Consider the following 16,076-nt stretch of genomic DNA (forward strand, 5'->3'; position numbering starts at 1 on the left):
AGCAGACTTCTGTGCTTTGCGAAGGAGGTGCTCCAGGTCCTTATCGGATGGAACGAGGTTGTCGTCTGTACTTCTCATCAGTTGTTCTCCACCCGTCTGACCATTGACCACTTCCCTGGGGTGATTGCTGCCCGTGCCTTTGCCGCTGTCTTCTCACGCTGGATAAAGCGCAAATAACGCTCCTCCAGCATCTTTTGCGACGTATGACCGTTGTCCGCGAAATCACGGATGTATTGAGTGGACCCGAGTTTTGGGTGATCCTCCAGCGTCAAGCGGAACGCGGTGTGGCGGCAAGTAGTCCAATCAATCCCTTTGGTTGAGATGCCTGCCTTCTCACACGCCTTCTTGAGAAGGAAGTTGATTGTCTCTCCGACGTTGCTCTCGTTTTCGCTGCCTTCCGTTCTCTTGATGTGGGGGAAGTTCAACCACCCCTTTGGTTTCCTCTTGAGGATGCGGCGGACGTTCTCCAACGCATCTGGTCGATAGGCATAGGTGTCGTGCTTGTCCCTATCCCCCTTTGTTTTCTCAAGGCAGCAAATGATTAGAGGTTCCCCCTCGTCGGTAAGTCGCTCGCTGAACCACTCACTTTTCAACCGAGGAGCATCCTCACTTCGGAGGTAGTAGAACCACTGCAGGTGGAGCGCGTCATACAAATCCACCCAATTCCGAGAGTTCTGACGGTTCGTCGGGGTCCAAGGCAGTTCCCGATATTCCTCCGCCGTGAGAGACCGACGAGCAGCACCACCAGACAAGTCGGAAGCAAAGCGAACCAGTTGCTCCCACTCCTGATGGGTGAAGTGCCTCTTCTGAGGCACGCTTTTCTTGATCGCAGGAAACTCAGGGCAGGACAGAGCGGGGAAATCTGCCTTCGCCTCTTTGAACAGGTTGCGGATAAGGGTCTTGTATTGCCTTCTGGTCTCTTCTCCTGAGTTGCCCTTCGCTTCACAGTTCTCCCTGACGAGACGGAAGAACTCCAAAAAGTCGTTGCTCGTGATCGCCTGAATGCTTTTGACCGTCGCCCAGGGTTGAACGCCTATGCCTGTGGTCCCGTTCCAAAGGTTCCTTTTGTCGCTCAACCAGCGGTTTTGGTTATTCCGTGGTTCCAGTTCCGCCTTGGCATACCAACGCTCCCAATAGACCGACAGAGCGTGTTGCTTCTCCACTTCCCGCACTTGGGACTGTGAGAGAAGTTCCTGCCACTTCTTTTGGGAGGCAGCGACCGCGACCTTTGCTGCTTCCCAGGGGTCGGTGGTCCCGCAAGTCCCTTCTATATAGATGCGCTTTCCCCGCCCCCGATTGGTTTTGCCAGCAAACGGACGAGGGTCATCTGCTTTCTCCGGCAGGAAGCGCCACTGGAGGTTCTTGGTCTTTCTGCTGTTCGCGCTGGGTTTCTGACGGACGACCGACAGAGAGGTGTGGGGGATGTTCCCTTTGCCCCCCAGGTCGCGCACCACGTTGAGGGTGTGAAGGGTGCCGTCTATCCATTCCTGTGGCAGCGACCGTCCCATAGAGTTCCCCTACCGAAACACCTTCCAGGAGTGGTTCGGACCTACCGCAAATCATCCCGATGGTATGGGAGCGGTATGGGAGCAGCAAGCAAAAACGCCCGTAAAGGGCATTTTCAGTATTGTTGCTATACAGATTGAGCGTTTAAGGGGGCGAATTGTCGCAACGCCCCCAGTTCAAATCTGGGTCCTGGCATCACATCGATGCCAAAACTGCCGTGTCATTCATCTCTCCAGATGCAGGCACAGACCGTGTGTTTGACAACGCAGACAGCTTCGCGATGGTGTTCGATCGCACCTGGAAACAACTGCGAGGCAGCAACAGCGGCGAGGTCAGCCAAGAGCAGCACCTGGAAGCCGTGTTTGAGGCGATGGCAGACCACCCGTTTCTGATCAGTTCCCCCGACATGGCACGACAGGTGGCCGCCTTCCGGATTCGTCTGCTTGAGCTGACCTGATCAGGCAGACAGCAGATCGATCTGAGGATCATCCACATATTCCGTGTCAGCGCTGATGGCGTCCTCACTGAGCGCCTCGTCCTCGACACGGTCGACGACCTCCATCTCAACCTCAGGGGTCTCTGAAACCTCTTGATCGTCAGCGGCTGGCGCAGCCTCGGCATGAAGAGCCACGACCTCGCCTGGGGTCAGACGATCCCGAAGCATCCGCACTTTCTCTTCGCTCGCCAAAAGCAGTTCGCCGGCGTCATCGCTGACCGCGGCGATTTCCGCATCAGCCACCTGTTGGCCCTCAACGTCGGCCAACCGCATCTCCAGCTCCATCAAACGATCAGCCAGTGTTTCCACCACCTCACTGAGACTGAACAGATGGGTGCATAGCTGTTGCTCGAACGCGGTGCGCGGAGAGGAGGTGGTCACCGGACAGGCCTCGGGTCGAGAGATTTCGCCGATGGTATCGATGCTGAGCTTCGTGTCCACGGCCCTGGGACAAGCCGCGACTGGCCTACATTCCCCAGGGCTTTCAAGCGATTGAGGAGATGTCAAGGCTGAAGACAGGGCTGAAGGTCAGCGCCTGGGTCGCCGTCTTCATTGTTGCCGTCGTTTATCTGCAGCGTTACGGCATCGCGCCGCTGCAGAGCGCTGTGAATGACATGGGCATCTGGGCACCACTCGGTCTTTTTCTGCTGCGGGGGGTGAGCATCATCCTGCCGGCGCTGCCGAGTTCCGTTTATTCCTTACTGGCCGGCTCTCTGCTGGGGTTCAAGGTCGGCTACCTCACGATCATCCTCTCGGACCTGGTGTTCTGCAGTGCGGCGTTTTTCATCGCCCGCCGCTGGGGACGGGGCCCGGTCAGCCGTCTGGTGGGGGCCAGCGCGATGAAACGGATCGATGGCTTCAGCAAAAACCAACTGGAAGGCAACTTCTTTTTGATGACGGGGCTGCTGATGACCGGACTGTTTGATTTCCTCAGCTATGCCATCGGGATCAGCCGCACCCACTGGCGCATCTTTGCCCCTGCTCTAGTGATCAGCGTGCTGATCAGCGATTCGATCCTGGTGGCCGTCGGCGCAGGGGTGGCTCAGGGCGCAAGCCTCACCCTGGGTTTGGCTCTGCTAGCGATGTTTGCCCTGGCCACTGTCACGGGCCTGCTGAAAAAGAACTCCTCAGCGGTGCCCTCAGACGACACCCCCTGACGCGAAACCTCAGGGATCACTGCTGGTGCATGTCGATTCCCACGAACCGATCACCTGCACGGGGAAATTCCAGGACACTGGTTAAATTCATGTTGAGCGGCGTTTCTTGATGAGCGCACTGGCAGATCCGAGAATTGTTGTCCTTCAGGACCAGGCCGGCAGCAGCGGTGAGCTGGATCTACCAGTAGGAGATGGCTGTTTTCGGATCAATCTTCGCGATGAAAACATCGAGCTCTGGCAAGAGACATTTGATCAACACACGTCGCCAGCCAATCTTCTGCTGGCTTGCGAAGAAAGCAGCGGCGATCTGAAAGACACGCGACTGACGTGGGTGGTCGGATCAGCCATCCGCACAGCGACGGCCTCCAATCCAGACGCCGTGGCTGTGCTGTTGTCGCAATTGGGCATACCGGCAGAACTCAGCGAAGCTGCAATCACCCGTTGCCCTGGGCTTGGCCAAGACTTGGTGTGGGCCTTTTACTTGGAACGCCACGGCTGGCTCATCGCCACACCAGTGGCCACCGTCAACGCTTGAACCTCCAGAACATCGATTTCAAGACCCTGGTGCAGGGTGCGCAAGTTCAGGGCCTGAGCAAAAGCGAGGCACTGCCCCAGGCCACGCGCGCCATCCTCGAGCGTGCCGACCAGGGGCAAAGACTGCTCACACCCGATGAACTGGCCAGCATCTGCCAGTCGTCAGGAGTGGATTGCACGCTCCCCGGCAACCTGACGAACAGGACGAATGACTTGGTGAATCAGGCGAGGGGCCACCTGCTTGAAACCCAGCCAGAGCTCGTGGAGCCGGGCGGGGCTCTCCACCCGCAGGACAGAGCAGAGGCCTGCTGGCGCGACTGCTGGAACTTTCTGCGCGTCATCATCTATTCGGTGGCATGCAACCAAAGCCGCTTTACAAATCCCAACGGGATGGCGGCCCTGCGGGAGCTCTACAGGCGGATGAATGTCCCCATCGAGGGAATGAATATCGCCCTCGACCAGCTGAGACAGCAGGCCTTGAAAGAGATCTCGCAACCAAGCGACCGGCAGTTGATCAACGACTGCTTCCAGCACCTCAGTGCGGAGCTCAACAAATCTGCAGTTAAGAGCTGATAAGCGCAGCCACCTCACACCCAATTATCAAGAGAAGATCACACCCCAGTATTTCTACTCACGGGGCACGCCATGGCCATCCCGCTTCTTGGGTATCCGCTCAACACACAGAACGGTCGCGTCAGCAATCTTGCCGGTGACAGCAGCACCATCAAGCCTCAGATGTATGCCTCCTGTGCTGCAGGCGATGACACATCCAGAGTCGAGATCGACAGTTTGATTGAGCAGGCCTACCGGCAGGTGTTCTTCCATGCGATGCGCAGTGATCGCGAACCGTTCCTTGAATCACAGCTGCGCAGCGGAAACATCACGGTTCGGGATTTCATCCGTGGCCTGCTCCTGTCAGAACGCTTCCAGCAGGGTTACTACCAGTGCAGCTCGAACTACCGCATGGTGGACCAGGTCGTCGGCCGAGTACTCGGCCGCCCGACCCATGGCGACGCTGAACGCCGTGCCTGGTCCATCGTGATCGGCGAAAAGGGTTTCACATCCTTTGTCGACGCCCTGCTGGACAGCCCCGAATACATGAACTGCTTCGGGTATGACCTTGTTCCGCAGCAAAGGTCCCGCGTTTTGCCCGGACGGGGTCTCGGAGAAATCCCCATCTACCAACAATTCCCGCGCTACGGAACCGACTGGCGCGACGCGCTTCAAGATCGCGCGCCCAGCCAGCAGGGCGCCGAGGCACAACGACTGGACGTCGCCGCCACATGGGTGAACGACGAACCGCCTGCCTTCGCACTGAAGCTCTGGCTCGGTCTGTTTGCCGTCGGTGGATTCGAAATAGTGCGGGTGCTCCTTACGATCGTTGTTGCCATGCTCCGCAACTGAGATGTCGATGCCCAAATCTGGGGCTCTTAATCTGCGTGAATGGGCGGCACCGGAACAGTGCGGAGCAACCAGCTCCGCTAACAGTCCAGTCGATGCTCGAGGAGCCGACTGGAGTGGTCAAGACTTAGGACAACTCGACCTGAGAGACGCCAAACTCTGTCGATGTGATCTACGCGGCACGAATCTCAGCAAGTGCCAACTCGAAGGAGCTGACTTACGCCTAGCCCGTTACGACCAGACAACTTTGGTACCGGAAGACTTCGCACTCAACACGAGTGGAGCCGTTGGCCCAGGGGCCAAGCTGAATGGGGCTTTTCTGAACAGCACAGATTTGCGGGGAATGGACCTCAGAGGCAGCGTGCTGATGGGTGCCTATTTAAGTGGCTCAGACTTGAGTGGAGCTCTGCTGGATGGAGTCTCCTTAGCTGGCGCGGACCTGCGATCAGCCACATTTCGCGGAGCCATGTGCCGGGGGACCCGATTCGGAACCTGCGAAATGGACATGGCCGATCTGCGCGGCGCCAACCTGGAGGGGGCGGCTCTCGGCACGGTCACGTCGATTCGCGGAGCAGACTTTTCCCTGTGCACCGGGCTGGAGGATCAAATTGCCACGCTTTTGAGCCGATCAGTCGAAGAACTCGACTGCTGGAATCCGATCACCCGCTCCACGACAAGAGGAAGCCTTGAATCGCTGATCAATGGGAAAGACGCCTAAGGCGAACGTTCCGAATCAAAACTTTTCCTACAAAACCCGCCGAGATCGCCGTCGCGGCCGAGAAATCATTGCGTGACGCAACAGTCGGACATAATTGATTGAGGTTTATAAAGAATGCTCTTCGAGCGCAAACTTCTGAAGGACTATTGGTCGAACCACTGCGTGTGAATTCATGCCTTTCGGTCCAGCCTCGCTTCTAGGGGTCGAACGCTTCTCTGAGGAGAGTGAAGCCCCCCTCGAGCTGATCCCAGGCGATGAGGACGCCAGGAAAGAACAGATCATCCGAGCCGTTTACAAGCAAGTGCTTGGCAACGCTTACGTGATGGACAGCGAGCGGCAGATCGTTGAAGAATCCCAGTTCAAGCTTGGTGAAATCAGCGTCAGAGAGCTGGTGGGCCGCATTGCCAAAAGCGACCTGTATCGCAGCCGCTTCTTCGATAACTGCGCGCGTTACCGCTACATCGAACTGGCCTTCCGCCATCTTTTAGGCCGCGCACCTGCTGACTACGCCGAAATGCGTGAGCACGCCGATCGCCTGGACAGCCAGGGATACGAAGCTGATATCGACAGCTTTCTGAATAGCGAGGAATACCAAAACACCTTCGGCGAATGGACGGTCCCGTATCAGCGGGGCTGGAAGACCGAAAGTTGTGCAACCTTGCAGGAATTCACCTGGAGCTTCCAGTTGCTGCGCGGCAACAGCAGCAGCAGCCTCAAGGGTGATCTTGCAGGCAACAGCAGCAAGCTGGGAGGTGCTGCTTATCTGAACCGAGCCATCGCGGTGGTTCCCCCGTCCTCCAAAGACACCGCTGGCTGGAGTTTCCGGCCGTCCCCCAACCTGCAGGACGCACCAACGCGTCTCGGAGCTGGCGCAAGCGATCAAGGCCTCACGTATCGGGTCGAGGTCACGGCCTACAAAGCCAACAATGTCAGGCGGATTTCCCGCTACACCCGCGGCAACCGGGTCTTCTACGTGCCGTTCGACAAGCTCTCCGAGCAGTTCAAACGCATCCATAACGAAGGCGGCAAGATCGCCAGCATTACGCCGGTGACCTAGAAGCCTCATCCGCACTCATCTCGACACCCACGCCCCCTCTCCCCTCAGCAAAACAATGGCCAGCACACAATCTTCTCTTGGCTTCGGCACAACCACCAAGTGGAGTGATCCTGTTCGCTTCCAGCGCAAGGGAGTAGACCAAACCGCTGCTCTCACCATTGGTGAGTTCCTGAAGCAGTCGTGTGATCAGATGGCGATTGGGGTTGGTCCTCGGACCCATGCTGACTGCCCCCATCGCGTCACGAGCGAGTGCTACAGCCCAGAAGATGTGGCGTCACTGGAGACAGTAATCAGTGCTTCTTATCGACAGGTTTTTGGCAACGCCCATGTGATGGATTTCGAGCGGTGCTCGGAATTGGAAGCTCAGCTTCGTGACGGTCGTTTGACCGTGCGTGAATTCGTTCGTGGACTGGCCAAGTCGAGCTTCTACAAGGACCGTTTCTTCAGAAGCGTTGCCCCGCAGCGGGGTGTCGAGCTGAATTGCAAGCACCTGTTAGGCCGAGCACCTGAAACACAGGCCGAAATCTCAGCCAAAATCGCTCTGCTGGCAGCACACGGTCACGATGGCCTGGTCGACAGCATCATTGACTCCGCGGAATACCTCGAGGTCTTCGGCAGCGATGTTGTCCCCTATGCCCGTTCATGGTCTTCACCCGCTGACCTGTCGACAGCAGCCTTCCCAATGCTGGCCGCTCTGCAAAAGAGCTTTGCAGGCAGTGATAGTGCCCGCGGCGCAGGTCCAGCGCTGACCCGCAGCCTTGCCAATGGTGTGGCTCCTCGCATCAGCCTGCCAAGTCAGCCCGTTGGTCTGCGTCCATCGTCCGGAAGCTACACCTCCACCCAATTCAGCAGCAAAGCACCTGGCATCACCTCAGGCAAAGACTCCGGACCAATGCGCGGCGATGTGTACGTCACCTTTGGTCTTGGCCAGCGGGAGCAAGAGACTTTCCAACGTTGCCCTGGTGACGGCCCCGATCAACTCGCTGCGCTGATTCGTTCCACCTACAAGCAAGTGATGGGCAACCCCCATCTGATGGAGTTCGAACGGGTTATTTCCGCAGAGAGCAAATTCATCGACGGCTTCCTAAGCACACGTGAATTCGTTCGTGCCGTTGGCCTATCAGCCGAATACAAGCGCCGTTTCTTCGAAACCAGTGCGCCATATCGATTCATCGAGCTGAACTTCAAACATTTCCTGGGAAGGGCTCCGCAGTCCCAGGCCGAAATCAGCGAGCACACCAAGATTCTCGCCGAAGGAGGCTATGAGGCTGAAATCGCTAGCTACGTCGACAGCGCGGAATACCAGAACACCTTTGGTGAAGACACAGTTCCGTTCGCTCGGATCCTTACAGAAAGCGGCCGCTCTCAGGTTGACTTCAACCGTCAACTGAGCCTGGCAGAAGGATATGCGGCGAGCGATACGGTGCTGGGCAGCTCCGCATTGGTGAGTTCAGTGGCCACAGGCCTGGCTCCCAGCGGCTGGAGCAAAACCACCAGCAGGGCAAACCGCACCGGTACACAGTCTGGTGCCCCAGATCCCACCAAAAAGCGTTTCCGCATTGTTGTTGCTTCGCAGGCAGCTCGCTCACGTCAACGCACGGCTGGTAACAGCTACGTCGTGTCCGGCAAAGACATGAGCAGCCAGATGAAGTACATCCATGCCCGCGGAGGCAAGATCGTTTCCATCACTGAGGTGATGTAAGGGCAAATCAGTTGCCGCTACTGGGAGCTACTGCATGAAGCAGCTCCCTCAAATCACCTTCTAATCACATCATCATGACTGAGCCAACAACTCTTTCCTCGGCTGCCAACGTCGACACAACACATGCTTCGGATGTGATTCGACAAGCGTACCGCCAGGTTTTTGGGAATCGACACCTGATGGAACTCGACGTGAACGCCTCGATCGAGGCATTGTTCATGAATGGAGATTTGACAGTCCAAGGATTGGTAACGGCTCTCGCGCAGTCAGAAACATACAAAAAGCTTTTTTTAGAAACCAACAGCCCATACCGCTTTGTTGAACTGAACTTCAAGCATCTCCTTGGCCGTCCACCCCGTGACCAAGCAGAATTGATGAGTCATGTCCGCCTCCTGCAAGAAGAAGGATATGAAGCAGAGATCGCTAGTTATACCTATAGCGATGAGTATCTTGGGGCCTTTGGCATCGACCAAGTTCCTTACAACCGGGCCACACAGAGCGTCGTTGGCGGAAGCACGCTCTTCTTCACACGAGCAAGAGCTTTGGATGCCGGTTATGCCGGATACGACAACGCAGAAACAGATTCAAAGCTCTTGAATAGCCTCTGCACTGAAAGTTCACCTGAGGCACAAGATCGTAGAGGTGTTGGTAATGCCGGCTCGTTGACCATCAACTGGACATCCCCCCGTCAAGTTGGTGCCAACCGCAGAGTGGTCCAGAAATCAGTGGTGAACCAAACGTCCATGTCGGCAACCATCAAAACAATCTTGTCTCAGGGAGGCAAGATCCTTTCTATTGCGAAGGTTAACTCCTTTTGATTTTCGTAGAATTATCGTTGGCTCATCAGTGATGATGGCAAGATAATCAAACATCAGCCACAGCAGCCGTCCGGCCGCCAACTACAGGAGCAACAACCTTTCTAAACATGCCTATTCTCCGCCCACCATCAAGTGAACACCCAAGCAGGAACACAACATTCCTGCAATCTGTAGCGTCGACTCCCATGGCCATGTCCATGATGGTGGATTCAATGGTTAACATGATGCAGATAAACCGTCCTTCACTGGATGAGCTCAACCCAGAAAGCAACACAACCTCGCATGACGATTGAGCAATTTGTTGCTCAAAGTTCAGGCAAGTGGCGCTCAATGCGATCAGGGCACTCTCTAGCTTTTCAACAGTTTGAAGAAGTTCTTAGCGAAGTCACAATAGAACAGATCGATAAAGAAAACACCGAGGTAAAACAGCTACTTGAATCATCAATTATCGCGAACCAAGATGACCACGTGGTTACATCACCATTCAGGATGGAGTGGTGCGCAGAAAGCGACTGGGAACCCGAAGATCCGTCAGAAGTATCATCAGGATCTTGCATTATTGTTCCTCTAACAAAAGACAATTGCTCAGGAAAATTAATCAGAAGCGTTGGATACGCAGAATCTGAGGCCGCAATATCTGAATATCACTTTTTGGATGATGGTACGTTTACCCTTACAACTCAATATGAGCAATCAATTGCGGAAGAAAGAATCTGGTTTGTTTCAGAAAATGTTCGCTGTAGATCCTCCGTCTTGAGAACATCTGCCGGATCAGGGATACTACAAACTTCGTTTGCATCCGAAGTCAGACGCATTAATGCGTAGAGACATAAGATGAAGATGAATTTAGCCATTGCCGAATTCGCGAAGACTCTCGCTGGTGTTTACGACAACATCGAGCAGTCACAACAAAACCCAAAGGATTTTGCTCGAATCAATATCTTTTTTCGACCCTTACCGTGGCACGTCTTCCAAGGGCCTGGCTTTTATTCTGAACAATGTTACGACTATGCACCTTGGGATCCCTATAGACAGGGAATTCATCGTTTAACTGCAAGCAAAGAATCATTCATAGTAGAGAACTACGGATTCGCTAACCCGAGAAGATTGGCTGGAGCAGGTCGTGATGCCGAACTCATGAAAGATATCAACACTGCAACCTTAAAAAAACGGTGTGGATGTGCGATGCATTTCCAACAAGAAAAAGCAGGTCATTACATCGGAAAAGTTGAACCGGGAAAAAACTGCTTAGTTCCACGAGACGGAAAACTAACTTATCTTGTTAGCGAAGTTGAAGTGGATCAAGAAAATTGGATCAGCCGTGATCGAGGATTTGACCCCAAGACAGATGAACAGATCTGGGGATCCGAGCATGGCCTTCTAAAATTCAAGAGAATTAAAAGTTTCTCCGAAGAAATCAGTGATGAGTGGCTAAATAACAAAGCCTGAGATGCAGGATACACAAAAACAAATGAAAGCATGGATACGTTCTCAGCATCTAATATGCGTTGGAACGGACTTTATCTTCGAAACTGTTGATCAAACACAGCTAGAAAAATTTGAAAGTTGCATACAAGCAATTGGCGGAAGAATTAGAAGAGTTAAAGCTATCGGGAATTGGCCAATGGGACCAAGGCGATCATTCAAAATACTACAAGCTACCGCAAGTGTACCTAGGCCAGGAGGAGAAGAACTTGTCACATATTGGGCCAAAAAAGGCAGCAAATCAACAAGATATTCAGAAATTAATTCTTGAGGGAATTCTTACTCTTCAAACCATCCCATCCACGTATCCTGAGTAAAGTCAGTATGTTTGCTCCACTTTCTCAAAATTGCAGAAGAATCGATTTCAAAACCATTAGCGGCAGCGATATCGATAACTTGATCTTGATTAAGAGCGGCTTTAATTTGAGCTTTTAGGTCAGGATTTTGACGAACCAAAGAAATAAAAGCCTCTAAAGTACTGTCTTGATTTGCGCTAAGGGCAGAATTGGTCATCTAGAGCCTCTGAAATCATAGGAATGAGTCTAGACGGAACGACTGCAAACAGACAGTACAACTAGGCACCATCCATCAACATGGCTCTCCAAGCAGCAACCCTACGGAAAGCCCATGACCAATGGTCGTTCGTAATGGTTTGAATGGCTAAGACTTCAGCTTCAGACAAGACAACTGCATCTGATTCGACATACTGAAGCCAAGCTGAAATTGAAAACACATAATCACGGGAGGCTGCATAATCAACAATATCTTGATCAGTCTCGCAGGCCTTCAATCCAGTGGCCATGGCATGGTCGTAAACAACCAGATCAATAAACTGCTCAATAACAGAATTCGACATCGTCAGCAGCTTTCAATCCAAAGTGCAAAATTGACCTTTTCACAAATCATCTGCAGAACCAAAGGGCCTCCAGGGCATCGCAACAAACGCCAGGGAATATTTTTCTCCAATACACCAGAATCAATAGTAATTTTAGGGGGACTTGTTGCCTGTTCATAAGGAATCAGTGCTGAGCCAGTGAGGGCAGGCTCTACTTGTTTAACAATGTCTGTCAATTGTGCCAACTCAACAACCAAGTTAAGTTGATTTTGAACCTCTATTGAACTCTGAACAGCTTCCACGAACCTTGGAAGTGCTTGCTCAAGCTCAGGCGAAACAGGCATGGTGTCAAACTTCTCTTAACTACAATAACAGAAGGGAAGGATGCGTTAAAGCTGAAACCAGAAGAACGGCGATATACATTAATCATGAATCAATTACCTCTAAGCCGGATATATCGATGCTATGGTCAAAAGGACAATGGAACTCCTAAGCCGCTGCAGGCTCAGACATGATCAAGCTCAATTTGGAGCTCCACTAGCAGCTGGCAACGAAATCCAGGTTTTTCCTTAACGACCCCTGAGACATGACCGAGAGATTCGACAACTTGGTTGAAGGCTTGACTGAGGAGCAGGCTATGGCTGTAATCTTGGCTGATCCAGACACACTTGAGAGGCCGGTTGATAAATACATGGCCGCGACAAGACTCGGCGCGAGCAACACTGAAGAATCCCTCGAAGTGCTGATTAAAGCTTCAGAGTTAGATCCGGAACATCTCTATAATCGCATCACCCGACGCAAGGCAATCGATGCCCTTGGTAGAAGAAAAAGCACAAAAGCTCTGCCCTCTCTTTTTCGCGCATTGACCTGTAGTGACGAAGCAGCAGTCATCAATTCAGTAGAGGCAATTACAAAAATAGGAGCCCCACTAACTGAAACAGACCAAGAAAAATTACTGGGTGCACTCGAAGGAGAAGATATTCAGAAAAGAGCTGTCATTCAGGCCTTCTGTCGATTGGGAGTCTCCGGAGTCATCGACAGCATCAGACCACTTGCTGAAGACTGCAATCCACTGGTGGCTGGTGCAGCAAGAGCATACTTATCAAAAGTTACCCTGCAATCCAAAGGGCTGGATGTACTCATTCCTCAATTGGTCGATCCAATCGCAGGGAGAAGGCGTTCTGCCGTTATCGATCTCGGTGATGCTGGCGATGTATCAAGACTAGAGGCTCTCGTAACCGCACCTGTCTCGATGTCGTTGCGCGCTAGGAGTGCATTTCAGTTGGTCGACCCAGACAAGAAATGTCAAATTCCCGATAGGTATACCGACTTGATCACACAACTCCTACAAGACAACCCCCAACAACTAAAACTTAGGCAGGAGTGGATTTGCGCCGTCGAACCGACGGAGATCGAAAACAACCTCCAGCATCGCGATGAAGCACGTCAGTACGGAGGAGCTTCAAGCTTGATGGCCATGGCCATGCCAGAAAGACTGATCTTGATTGACGACATCAAAGAAAAACTATGGAGCGATTATGTAACGCACTATTACCTAACAGCCGTTGTAAGCCTTCAGGGTTTGGGAGAGCGAAGCGAACTCATCAGGCTTGCCTTGGCTGAAACGATTCCTCAATACACAAAATCGCGAATTGCGGCGGCCTGGGGATGCCTCCGCTTGGGCCTTGTGGACCAGAAGCCTCTGCTGGAGGAGCTTTCGGCCAATGCCTTCTGGCTACCACTGAAATGGAGCTGCCAACAAGTCCTTAAACAGATGTCATAAAGCGGGGCACAAAGAGATGAATAGTCAAAGGATGGTTGGCGGAAAAAACTTCACTAATTTTTCCTTTGTCAACTTGTGTGTCCTGACGACGGTGTTCAGGAAGTCGGTCTGGAAAGCAGGGGTATGTTCATTCGTGATGCGGAATGCATCTCCCCAAACAACGTATTCCACAACCCCATGCTCGACGCATTCTCCCGGGCTGCTGTCTCGGCCGATTCCAGCGGCTCCTTCATTGGTGGCGGCGAACTTGCCTCTCTGAAGTCCTTCATTGCTGATGGCAACAAGCGCCTTGACGCTGTGAACGCCATCACTTCCAACGCCAGCTGCATCGTGTCAGACGCCGTCGCCGGCATCTGCTGCGAGAACACCGGCCTGACAGCCCCTAACGGTGGTGTTTACACCAACCGCAAAATGGCTGCTTGCCTGCGCGACGGCGAGATCGTTCTGCGCTACGTCTCCTACGCACTGCTCGCCGGTGACGCTTCTGTGCTGCAGGACCGCTGCCTGAACGGTCTCCGCGAGACCTATGCAGCTCTGGGCGTTCCTACCGGATCCGCCGCTCGCGCTGTTGCCATCATGAAGGCAGCCGCCAGTGCTCTGATCACCAACACCAACAGCCAGCCCAAGAAGATGGCTCTGACTTCTGGTGATTGCGCCAGCCTGTCTGGTGAAGCTGCTAGCTACTTCGACATGGTGATCAGCGCCATCAGCTGAGCCAGAGATTGATTTTCTGCACACCTGAACAACCTTCTTCTTAATCATGAAGTCCGTCATCACCACCGTCGTCGGCGCAGCCGACAGCGCATCCCGCTTCCCCACCGCCTCCGACATGGAGTCCGTCCAGGGCTCCATCCAGCGTGCTTCTGCTCGTCTGGAAGCTGCTGAGAAACTCGCCAGCAACTACGACCAGGTCGCTCAGGAAGCTGTCGACGCTGTCTACAGCCAGTACCCCAACGGTGCCACCGGCCGTCAGCCCCGTAAGTGCGCCACCGAAGGCAAAGAGAAGTGCAAGCGTGACTTCGTTCACTACCTGCGTCTGATCAACTACTGCCTGGTCACCGGCGGCACCGGCCCTCTGGATGAGCTGGCCATCAATGGTCAGAAAGAGGTCTACAAGGCTCTCAGCATCGATGCTGGTACCTACGTGGCTGGTTTCTCCCACATCCGCTCCCGTGGTTGCGCCCCTCGCGACATGAGCGCTCAGGCTCTGACCGCTTACAACCAGCTGCTCGACTACGTGATCAACTCCCTGGGCTGATCATCAGTTCAAGCTGAGTGATTTTTTGATCTGACTGAGGGGGTGGGCCAAAAGCCCACCCCTTTTTATTTTCAAGATCAAAAATCTGACATTAACAAGTCAGAAATACTCAGTCAATAACACCAAAAGGCCACAAAAGCCAAGATACTAATAGCCAATCAGGCAGTAGTGAGAACATTCATCGACGAAATGATTACTCAAGGTGACCTCAAGTGAAAGGTCTTCATTTAATCCTAGATGAAACATCACTGAACTTAAGTTTCCAGCTCGCTTGCAAGTAACGACAAATTCGTGAGCTTCTAAGCACGTTGGAAAAGGTCACTGTTATTAATCTATTCACTATTTTCCCCCATGCTAAGCACACAAACTAGTCCAGCAGGTATGGCTGCAGCAAGCCGCACCAAACCAGCGTCTTACTCCATGCCCAGCAAGGCTGGAAAAAACACAGTTCATCGGACTGTTGCTGGAGCCATTGCTGAGTTCAAACGCAACACCTGTTCCCAGATGGGCCTTGGCATTGGTCCTCGGCTTCATAGCGAATGTCCCTTTGCGGTGACTTTCGACGAGTATCACCCAAGCAGCAATGAAGCACTGGAGCGCACGATCATTGCCGCCTACAGGCAGGTATACGGAAACCTGCCTCCCACTGAAAACGAGCGTTGCACTTCGCTTGAGGTGCGCTTGATGAACGGAGAAATTACAGTCCGCGACTTTGTTAACGGCCTGGCAAAATCTCCTTTCTACAAGGAAAATTATTTCCATAGTGTCGCCCCCCAACGTGGGATTGAACTGAACTTCAAACACCTGCTAGGACGGGCACCCCTCACTCAAGAGGAAGTTCAAAACAGCATCAAACTTCAAGCAGAAGAGGGATTTGATGCTCTGATTGACAGCCTCACAGATTGCGCAGAATATGCCGAGGTATTTGGATCAGACATCGTTCCTTACATGCGAGCAGGCGATTCCTACGCAGGAATGATGACAAGCTCCTTCAGCATGATGCGCGAGCTTGCCGGCACAAAGGTTGCCGTTAGTGACAACGCACAAGGACGTCGGAGTCGCACCACGACGCAACTGGCTGCGGCAGCGATCAGCATGATGAAGCCGATCTTTAAGGGCGCACCAACGCTGCCCCAACAAAAGTACGGCGGACATCAGCCTCCCAGGAGAACCGGCGCTGCTCCCTTCCGTCCCTTCGGCGTTAAGCCATTGCCATATTGATGAACATGAATTAGGCACCGAAATGCCATCACTTCTGCCCCCTTCCCAGGAAGGGGGCATTTTTGTGCCCACGCGGCGACACTGCAAAGCCCCACAAGCCGGTAG

The 16,076-nt window shown here is 53.4% G+C and carries 21 protein-coding genes; 16 read left to right on the forward strand and 5 right to left on the reverse strand.

The window, feature by feature from the left end; genetic code table 11:
- Positions 1–77 precede the first annotated feature (77 nt).
- Positions 78–1,508 (reverse strand): hypothetical protein, encoded by a 1,431-nt coding sequence (locus tag FZZ92_RS10200; RefSeq protein ID WP_226423168.1) that lies wholly within the window; start codon positions 1,506–1,508, stop codon positions 78–80.
- A 215-nt stretch (positions 1,509–1,723) separates the two neighbouring features.
- On the opposite strand from FZZ92_RS10200, the gene FZZ92_RS10205 reads away from it, so the two are divergent.
- Complete coding sequence (locus FZZ92_RS10205) at positions 1,724–1,963, forward strand: hypothetical protein (protein ID WP_226423237.1); 240 nt, start codon at positions 1,724–1,726, stop codon at positions 1,961–1,963.
- On the opposite strand, the gene FZZ92_RS10210 is transcribed toward FZZ92_RS10205, so the two are convergent.
- Positions 1,964–2,443 carry a hypothetical protein gene (locus tag FZZ92_RS10210; protein ID WP_226423169.1) on the reverse strand — a complete coding sequence of 160 codons (480 nt, stop codon included), beginning with the start codon at positions 2,441–2,443 and terminating at the stop codon, positions 1,964–1,966. It abuts the gene before it with no gap.
- Between the two features lie 59 nt (positions 2,444–2,502).
- Between FZZ92_RS10210 and FZZ92_RS10215 the strand changes: the two genes are divergently transcribed.
- The 11 genes from FZZ92_RS10215 to FZZ92_RS10265 all read left to right on the forward strand — a co-directional run bounded on the left by FZZ92_RS10215 (position 2,503) and on the right by FZZ92_RS10265 (position 11,145).
- Positions 2,503–3,159, forward strand: coding sequence for a TVP38/TMEM64 family protein (locus FZZ92_RS10215; protein ID WP_115022950.1), 657 nt, complete (start codon positions 2,503–2,505; stop codon positions 3,157–3,159).
- Between the two features lie 109 nt (positions 3,160–3,268).
- Complete coding sequence (locus FZZ92_RS10220) at positions 3,269–3,694, forward strand: hypothetical protein (protein WP_166017587.1); 426 nt, start codon at positions 3,269–3,271, stop codon at positions 3,692–3,694.
- Complete coding sequence (locus FZZ92_RS10225) at positions 3,691–4,266, forward strand: phycobilisome polypeptide (protein WP_226423170.1); 576 nt, start codon at positions 3,691–3,693, stop codon at positions 4,264–4,266. Before FZZ92_RS10220 ends, FZZ92_RS10225 begins: the two co-directional genes overlap by 4 nt.
- A 72-nt stretch (positions 4,267–4,338) precedes the next feature.
- Positions 4,339–5,097 (forward strand): phycobilisome rod-core linker polypeptide, encoded by a 759-nt coding sequence (locus tag FZZ92_RS10230; protein ID WP_226423171.1) that lies wholly within the window; start codon positions 4,339–4,341, stop codon positions 5,095–5,097.
- Between the two features lies 1 nt (position 5,098).
- The gene (locus FZZ92_RS10235) at positions 5,099–5,812 is read left to right on the forward strand and encodes a pentapeptide repeat-containing protein (protein ID WP_226423172.1); all 714 of its coding nucleotides are present in this window, start codon (positions 5,099–5,101) and stop codon (positions 5,810–5,812) included.
- A gap of 172 nt (positions 5,813–5,984) precedes the next feature.
- A complete protein-coding gene (locus FZZ92_RS10240; RefSeq protein ID WP_226423173.1) occupies positions 5,985–6,869 on the forward strand; it encodes a phycobilisome linker polypeptide in 885 nt (294 codons plus the stop codon).
- A 55-nt stretch (positions 6,870–6,924) separates the two neighbouring features.
- Positions 6,925–8,571, forward strand: a complete 1,647-nt coding sequence (locus FZZ92_RS10245) for a phycobilisome rod-core linker polypeptide (protein ID WP_226423174.1) — start codon at positions 6,925–6,927, stop codon at positions 8,569–8,571.
- Positions 8,572–8,645: 74 nt separating this feature from the next.
- A complete protein-coding gene (locus FZZ92_RS10250; protein ID WP_186571399.1) occupies positions 8,646–9,389 on the forward strand; it encodes a phycobilisome rod-core linker polypeptide in 744 nt (247 codons plus the stop codon).
- A gap of 282 nt (positions 9,390–9,671) precedes the next feature.
- Positions 9,672–10,214: a phycobiliprotein lyase gene (locus FZZ92_RS10255; protein ID WP_226423238.1), complete on the forward strand. Its 543-nt coding sequence runs from the start codon at positions 9,672–9,674 to the stop codon at positions 10,212–10,214.
- A gap of 9 nt (positions 10,215–10,223) precedes the next feature.
- A complete protein-coding gene (locus tag FZZ92_RS10260) occupies positions 10,224–10,838 on the forward strand; it encodes a chromophore lyase CpcT/CpeT (RefSeq protein WP_226423175.1) in 615 nt (204 codons plus the stop codon).
- Between the two features lies 1 nt (position 10,839).
- Entirely contained in the window at positions 10,840–11,145 is a 306-nt protein-coding gene (locus FZZ92_RS10265; protein WP_226423176.1) for a CpeR family transcriptional regulator, read from the forward strand.
- A gap of 8 nt (positions 11,146–11,153) precedes the next feature.
- Here FZZ92_RS10265 and FZZ92_RS10270 read toward each other — a convergent pair whose 3' ends face one another.
- The 3 genes from FZZ92_RS10270 to FZZ92_RS10280 form a co-directional block, all read right to left on the reverse strand.
- Positions 11,154–11,387 carry a Nif11-like leader peptide family natural product precursor gene (locus tag FZZ92_RS10270; RefSeq protein WP_115022935.1) on the reverse strand — a complete coding sequence of 78 codons (234 nt, stop codon included), beginning with the start codon at positions 11,385–11,387 and terminating at the stop codon, positions 11,154–11,156.
- Between the two features lie 61 nt (positions 11,388–11,448).
- Complete coding sequence (locus FZZ92_RS10275) at positions 11,449–11,730, reverse strand: Nif11-like leader peptide family natural product precursor (protein WP_226423177.1); 282 nt, start codon at positions 11,728–11,730, stop codon at positions 11,449–11,451.
- A gap of 2 nt (positions 11,731–11,732) precedes the next feature.
- Positions 11,733–12,053 (reverse strand): hypothetical protein, encoded by a 321-nt coding sequence (locus FZZ92_RS10280; RefSeq protein WP_226423178.1) that lies wholly within the window; start codon positions 12,051–12,053, stop codon positions 11,733–11,735.
- 242 nt (positions 12,054–12,295) lie between these two features.
- Here FZZ92_RS10280 and FZZ92_RS10285 point away from each other — a divergent pair, with 242 nt between their 5' ends.
- The 4 genes from FZZ92_RS10285 to FZZ92_RS10300 all read left to right on the forward strand — a co-directional run bounded on the left by FZZ92_RS10285 (position 12,296) and on the right by FZZ92_RS10300 (position 15,971).
- Positions 12,296–13,492, forward strand: a complete 1,197-nt coding sequence (locus FZZ92_RS10285; RefSeq protein WP_226423179.1) for a HEAT repeat domain-containing protein — start codon at positions 12,296–12,298, stop codon at positions 13,490–13,492.
- 177 nt (positions 13,493–13,669) lie between these two features.
- A complete protein-coding gene (locus FZZ92_RS10290) occupies positions 13,670–14,206 on the forward strand; it encodes a bleomycin hydrolase (RefSeq protein ID WP_006850273.1) in 537 nt (178 codons plus the stop codon).
- A gap of 46 nt (positions 14,207–14,252) precedes the next feature.
- Positions 14,253–14,750: a class 2 C-phycoerythrin subunit alpha gene (mpeA, locus tag FZZ92_RS10295; RefSeq protein ID WP_115022927.1), complete on the forward strand. Its 498-nt coding sequence runs from the start codon at positions 14,253–14,255 to the stop codon at positions 14,748–14,750.
- Between the two features lie 351 nt (positions 14,751–15,101).
- Complete coding sequence (locus FZZ92_RS10300; protein WP_226398227.1) at positions 15,102–15,971, forward strand: phycobilisome rod-core linker polypeptide; 870 nt, start codon at positions 15,102–15,104, stop codon at positions 15,969–15,971.
- The last annotated feature ends 105 nt before the right edge of the window (positions 15,972–16,076 follow it).

The sequence above is a fragment of the Synechococcus sp. MU1611 genome (genome assembly GCF_020514255.1).
Lineage (GTDB): Bacteria > Cyanobacteriota > Cyanobacteriia > PCC-6307 > Cyanobiaceae > Parasynechococcus.

What these genes read in the sequence shown, in the direction of transcription:
- FZZ92_RS10235 (WP_226423172.1), top strand. Translation starts at nt 5,099, where the DNA reads ATGTCGATGCCCAAATCTGGGGCTCTTAATCTGCGTGAATGGGCGGCA.
- FZZ92_RS10265 (WP_226423176.1), top strand. Translation starts at nt 10,840, where the DNA reads ATGCAGGATACACAAAAACAAATGAAAGCATGGATACGTTCTCAGCAT.
- FZZ92_RS10220 (WP_166017587.1), top strand. Translation starts at nt 3,269, where the DNA reads ATGAGCGCACTGGCAGATCCGAGAATTGTTGTCCTTCAGGACCAGGCC.
- FZZ92_RS10260 (WP_226423175.1), top strand. Translation starts at nt 10,224, where the DNA reads ATGAAGATGAATTTAGCCATTGCCGAATTCGCGAAGACTCTCGCTGGT.
- FZZ92_RS10230 (WP_226423171.1), top strand. Translation starts at nt 4,339, where the DNA reads ATGGCCATCCCGCTTCTTGGGTATCCGCTCAACACACAGAACGGTCGC.
- FZZ92_RS10215 (WP_115022950.1), top strand. Translation starts at nt 2,503, where the DNA reads ATGTCAAGGCTGAAGACAGGGCTGAAGGTCAGCGCCTGGGTCGCCGTC.
- FZZ92_RS10300 (WP_226398227.1), top strand. Translation starts at nt 15,102, where the DNA reads ATGCTAAGCACACAAACTAGTCCAGCAGGTATGGCTGCAGCAAGCCGC.
- FZZ92_RS10240 (WP_226423173.1), top strand. Translation starts at nt 5,985, where the DNA reads ATGCCTTTCGGTCCAGCCTCGCTTCTAGGGGTCGAACGCTTCTCTGAG.
- FZZ92_RS10200 (WP_226423168.1), bottom strand. Translation starts at nt 1,508, where the DNA reads ATGGGACGGTCGCTGCCACAGGAATGGATAGACGGCACCCTTCACACC.
- mpeA (WP_115022927.1), top strand. Translation starts at nt 14,253, where the DNA reads ATGAAGTCCGTCATCACCACCGTCGTCGGCGCAGCCGACAGCGCATCC.
- FZZ92_RS10245 (WP_226423174.1), top strand. Translation starts at nt 6,925, where the DNA reads ATGGCCAGCACACAATCTTCTCTTGGCTTCGGCACAACCACCAAGTGG.
- FZZ92_RS10275 (WP_226423177.1), bottom strand. Translation starts at nt 11,730, where the DNA reads ATGTCGAATTCTGTTATTGAGCAGTTTATTGATCTGGTTGTTTACGAC.
- FZZ92_RS10290 (WP_006850273.1), top strand. Translation starts at nt 13,670, where the DNA reads ATGCTCGACGCATTCTCCCGGGCTGCTGTCTCGGCCGATTCCAGCGGC.
- FZZ92_RS10280 (WP_226423178.1), bottom strand. Translation starts at nt 12,053, where the DNA reads ATGCCTGTTTCGCCTGAGCTTGAGCAAGCACTTCCAAGGTTCGTGGAA.
- FZZ92_RS10255 (WP_226423238.1), top strand. Translation starts at nt 9,672, where the DNA reads ATGACGATTGAGCAATTTGTTGCTCAAAGTTCAGGCAAGTGGCGCTCA.
- FZZ92_RS10270 (WP_115022935.1), bottom strand. Translation starts at nt 11,387, where the DNA reads ATGACCAATTCTGCCCTTAGCGCAAATCAAGACAGTACTTTAGAGGCT.
- FZZ92_RS10250 (WP_186571399.1), top strand. Translation starts at nt 8,646, where the DNA reads ATGACTGAGCCAACAACTCTTTCCTCGGCTGCCAACGTCGACACAACA.
- FZZ92_RS10285 (WP_226423179.1), top strand. Translation starts at nt 12,296, where the DNA reads ATGACCGAGAGATTCGACAACTTGGTTGAAGGCTTGACTGAGGAGCAG.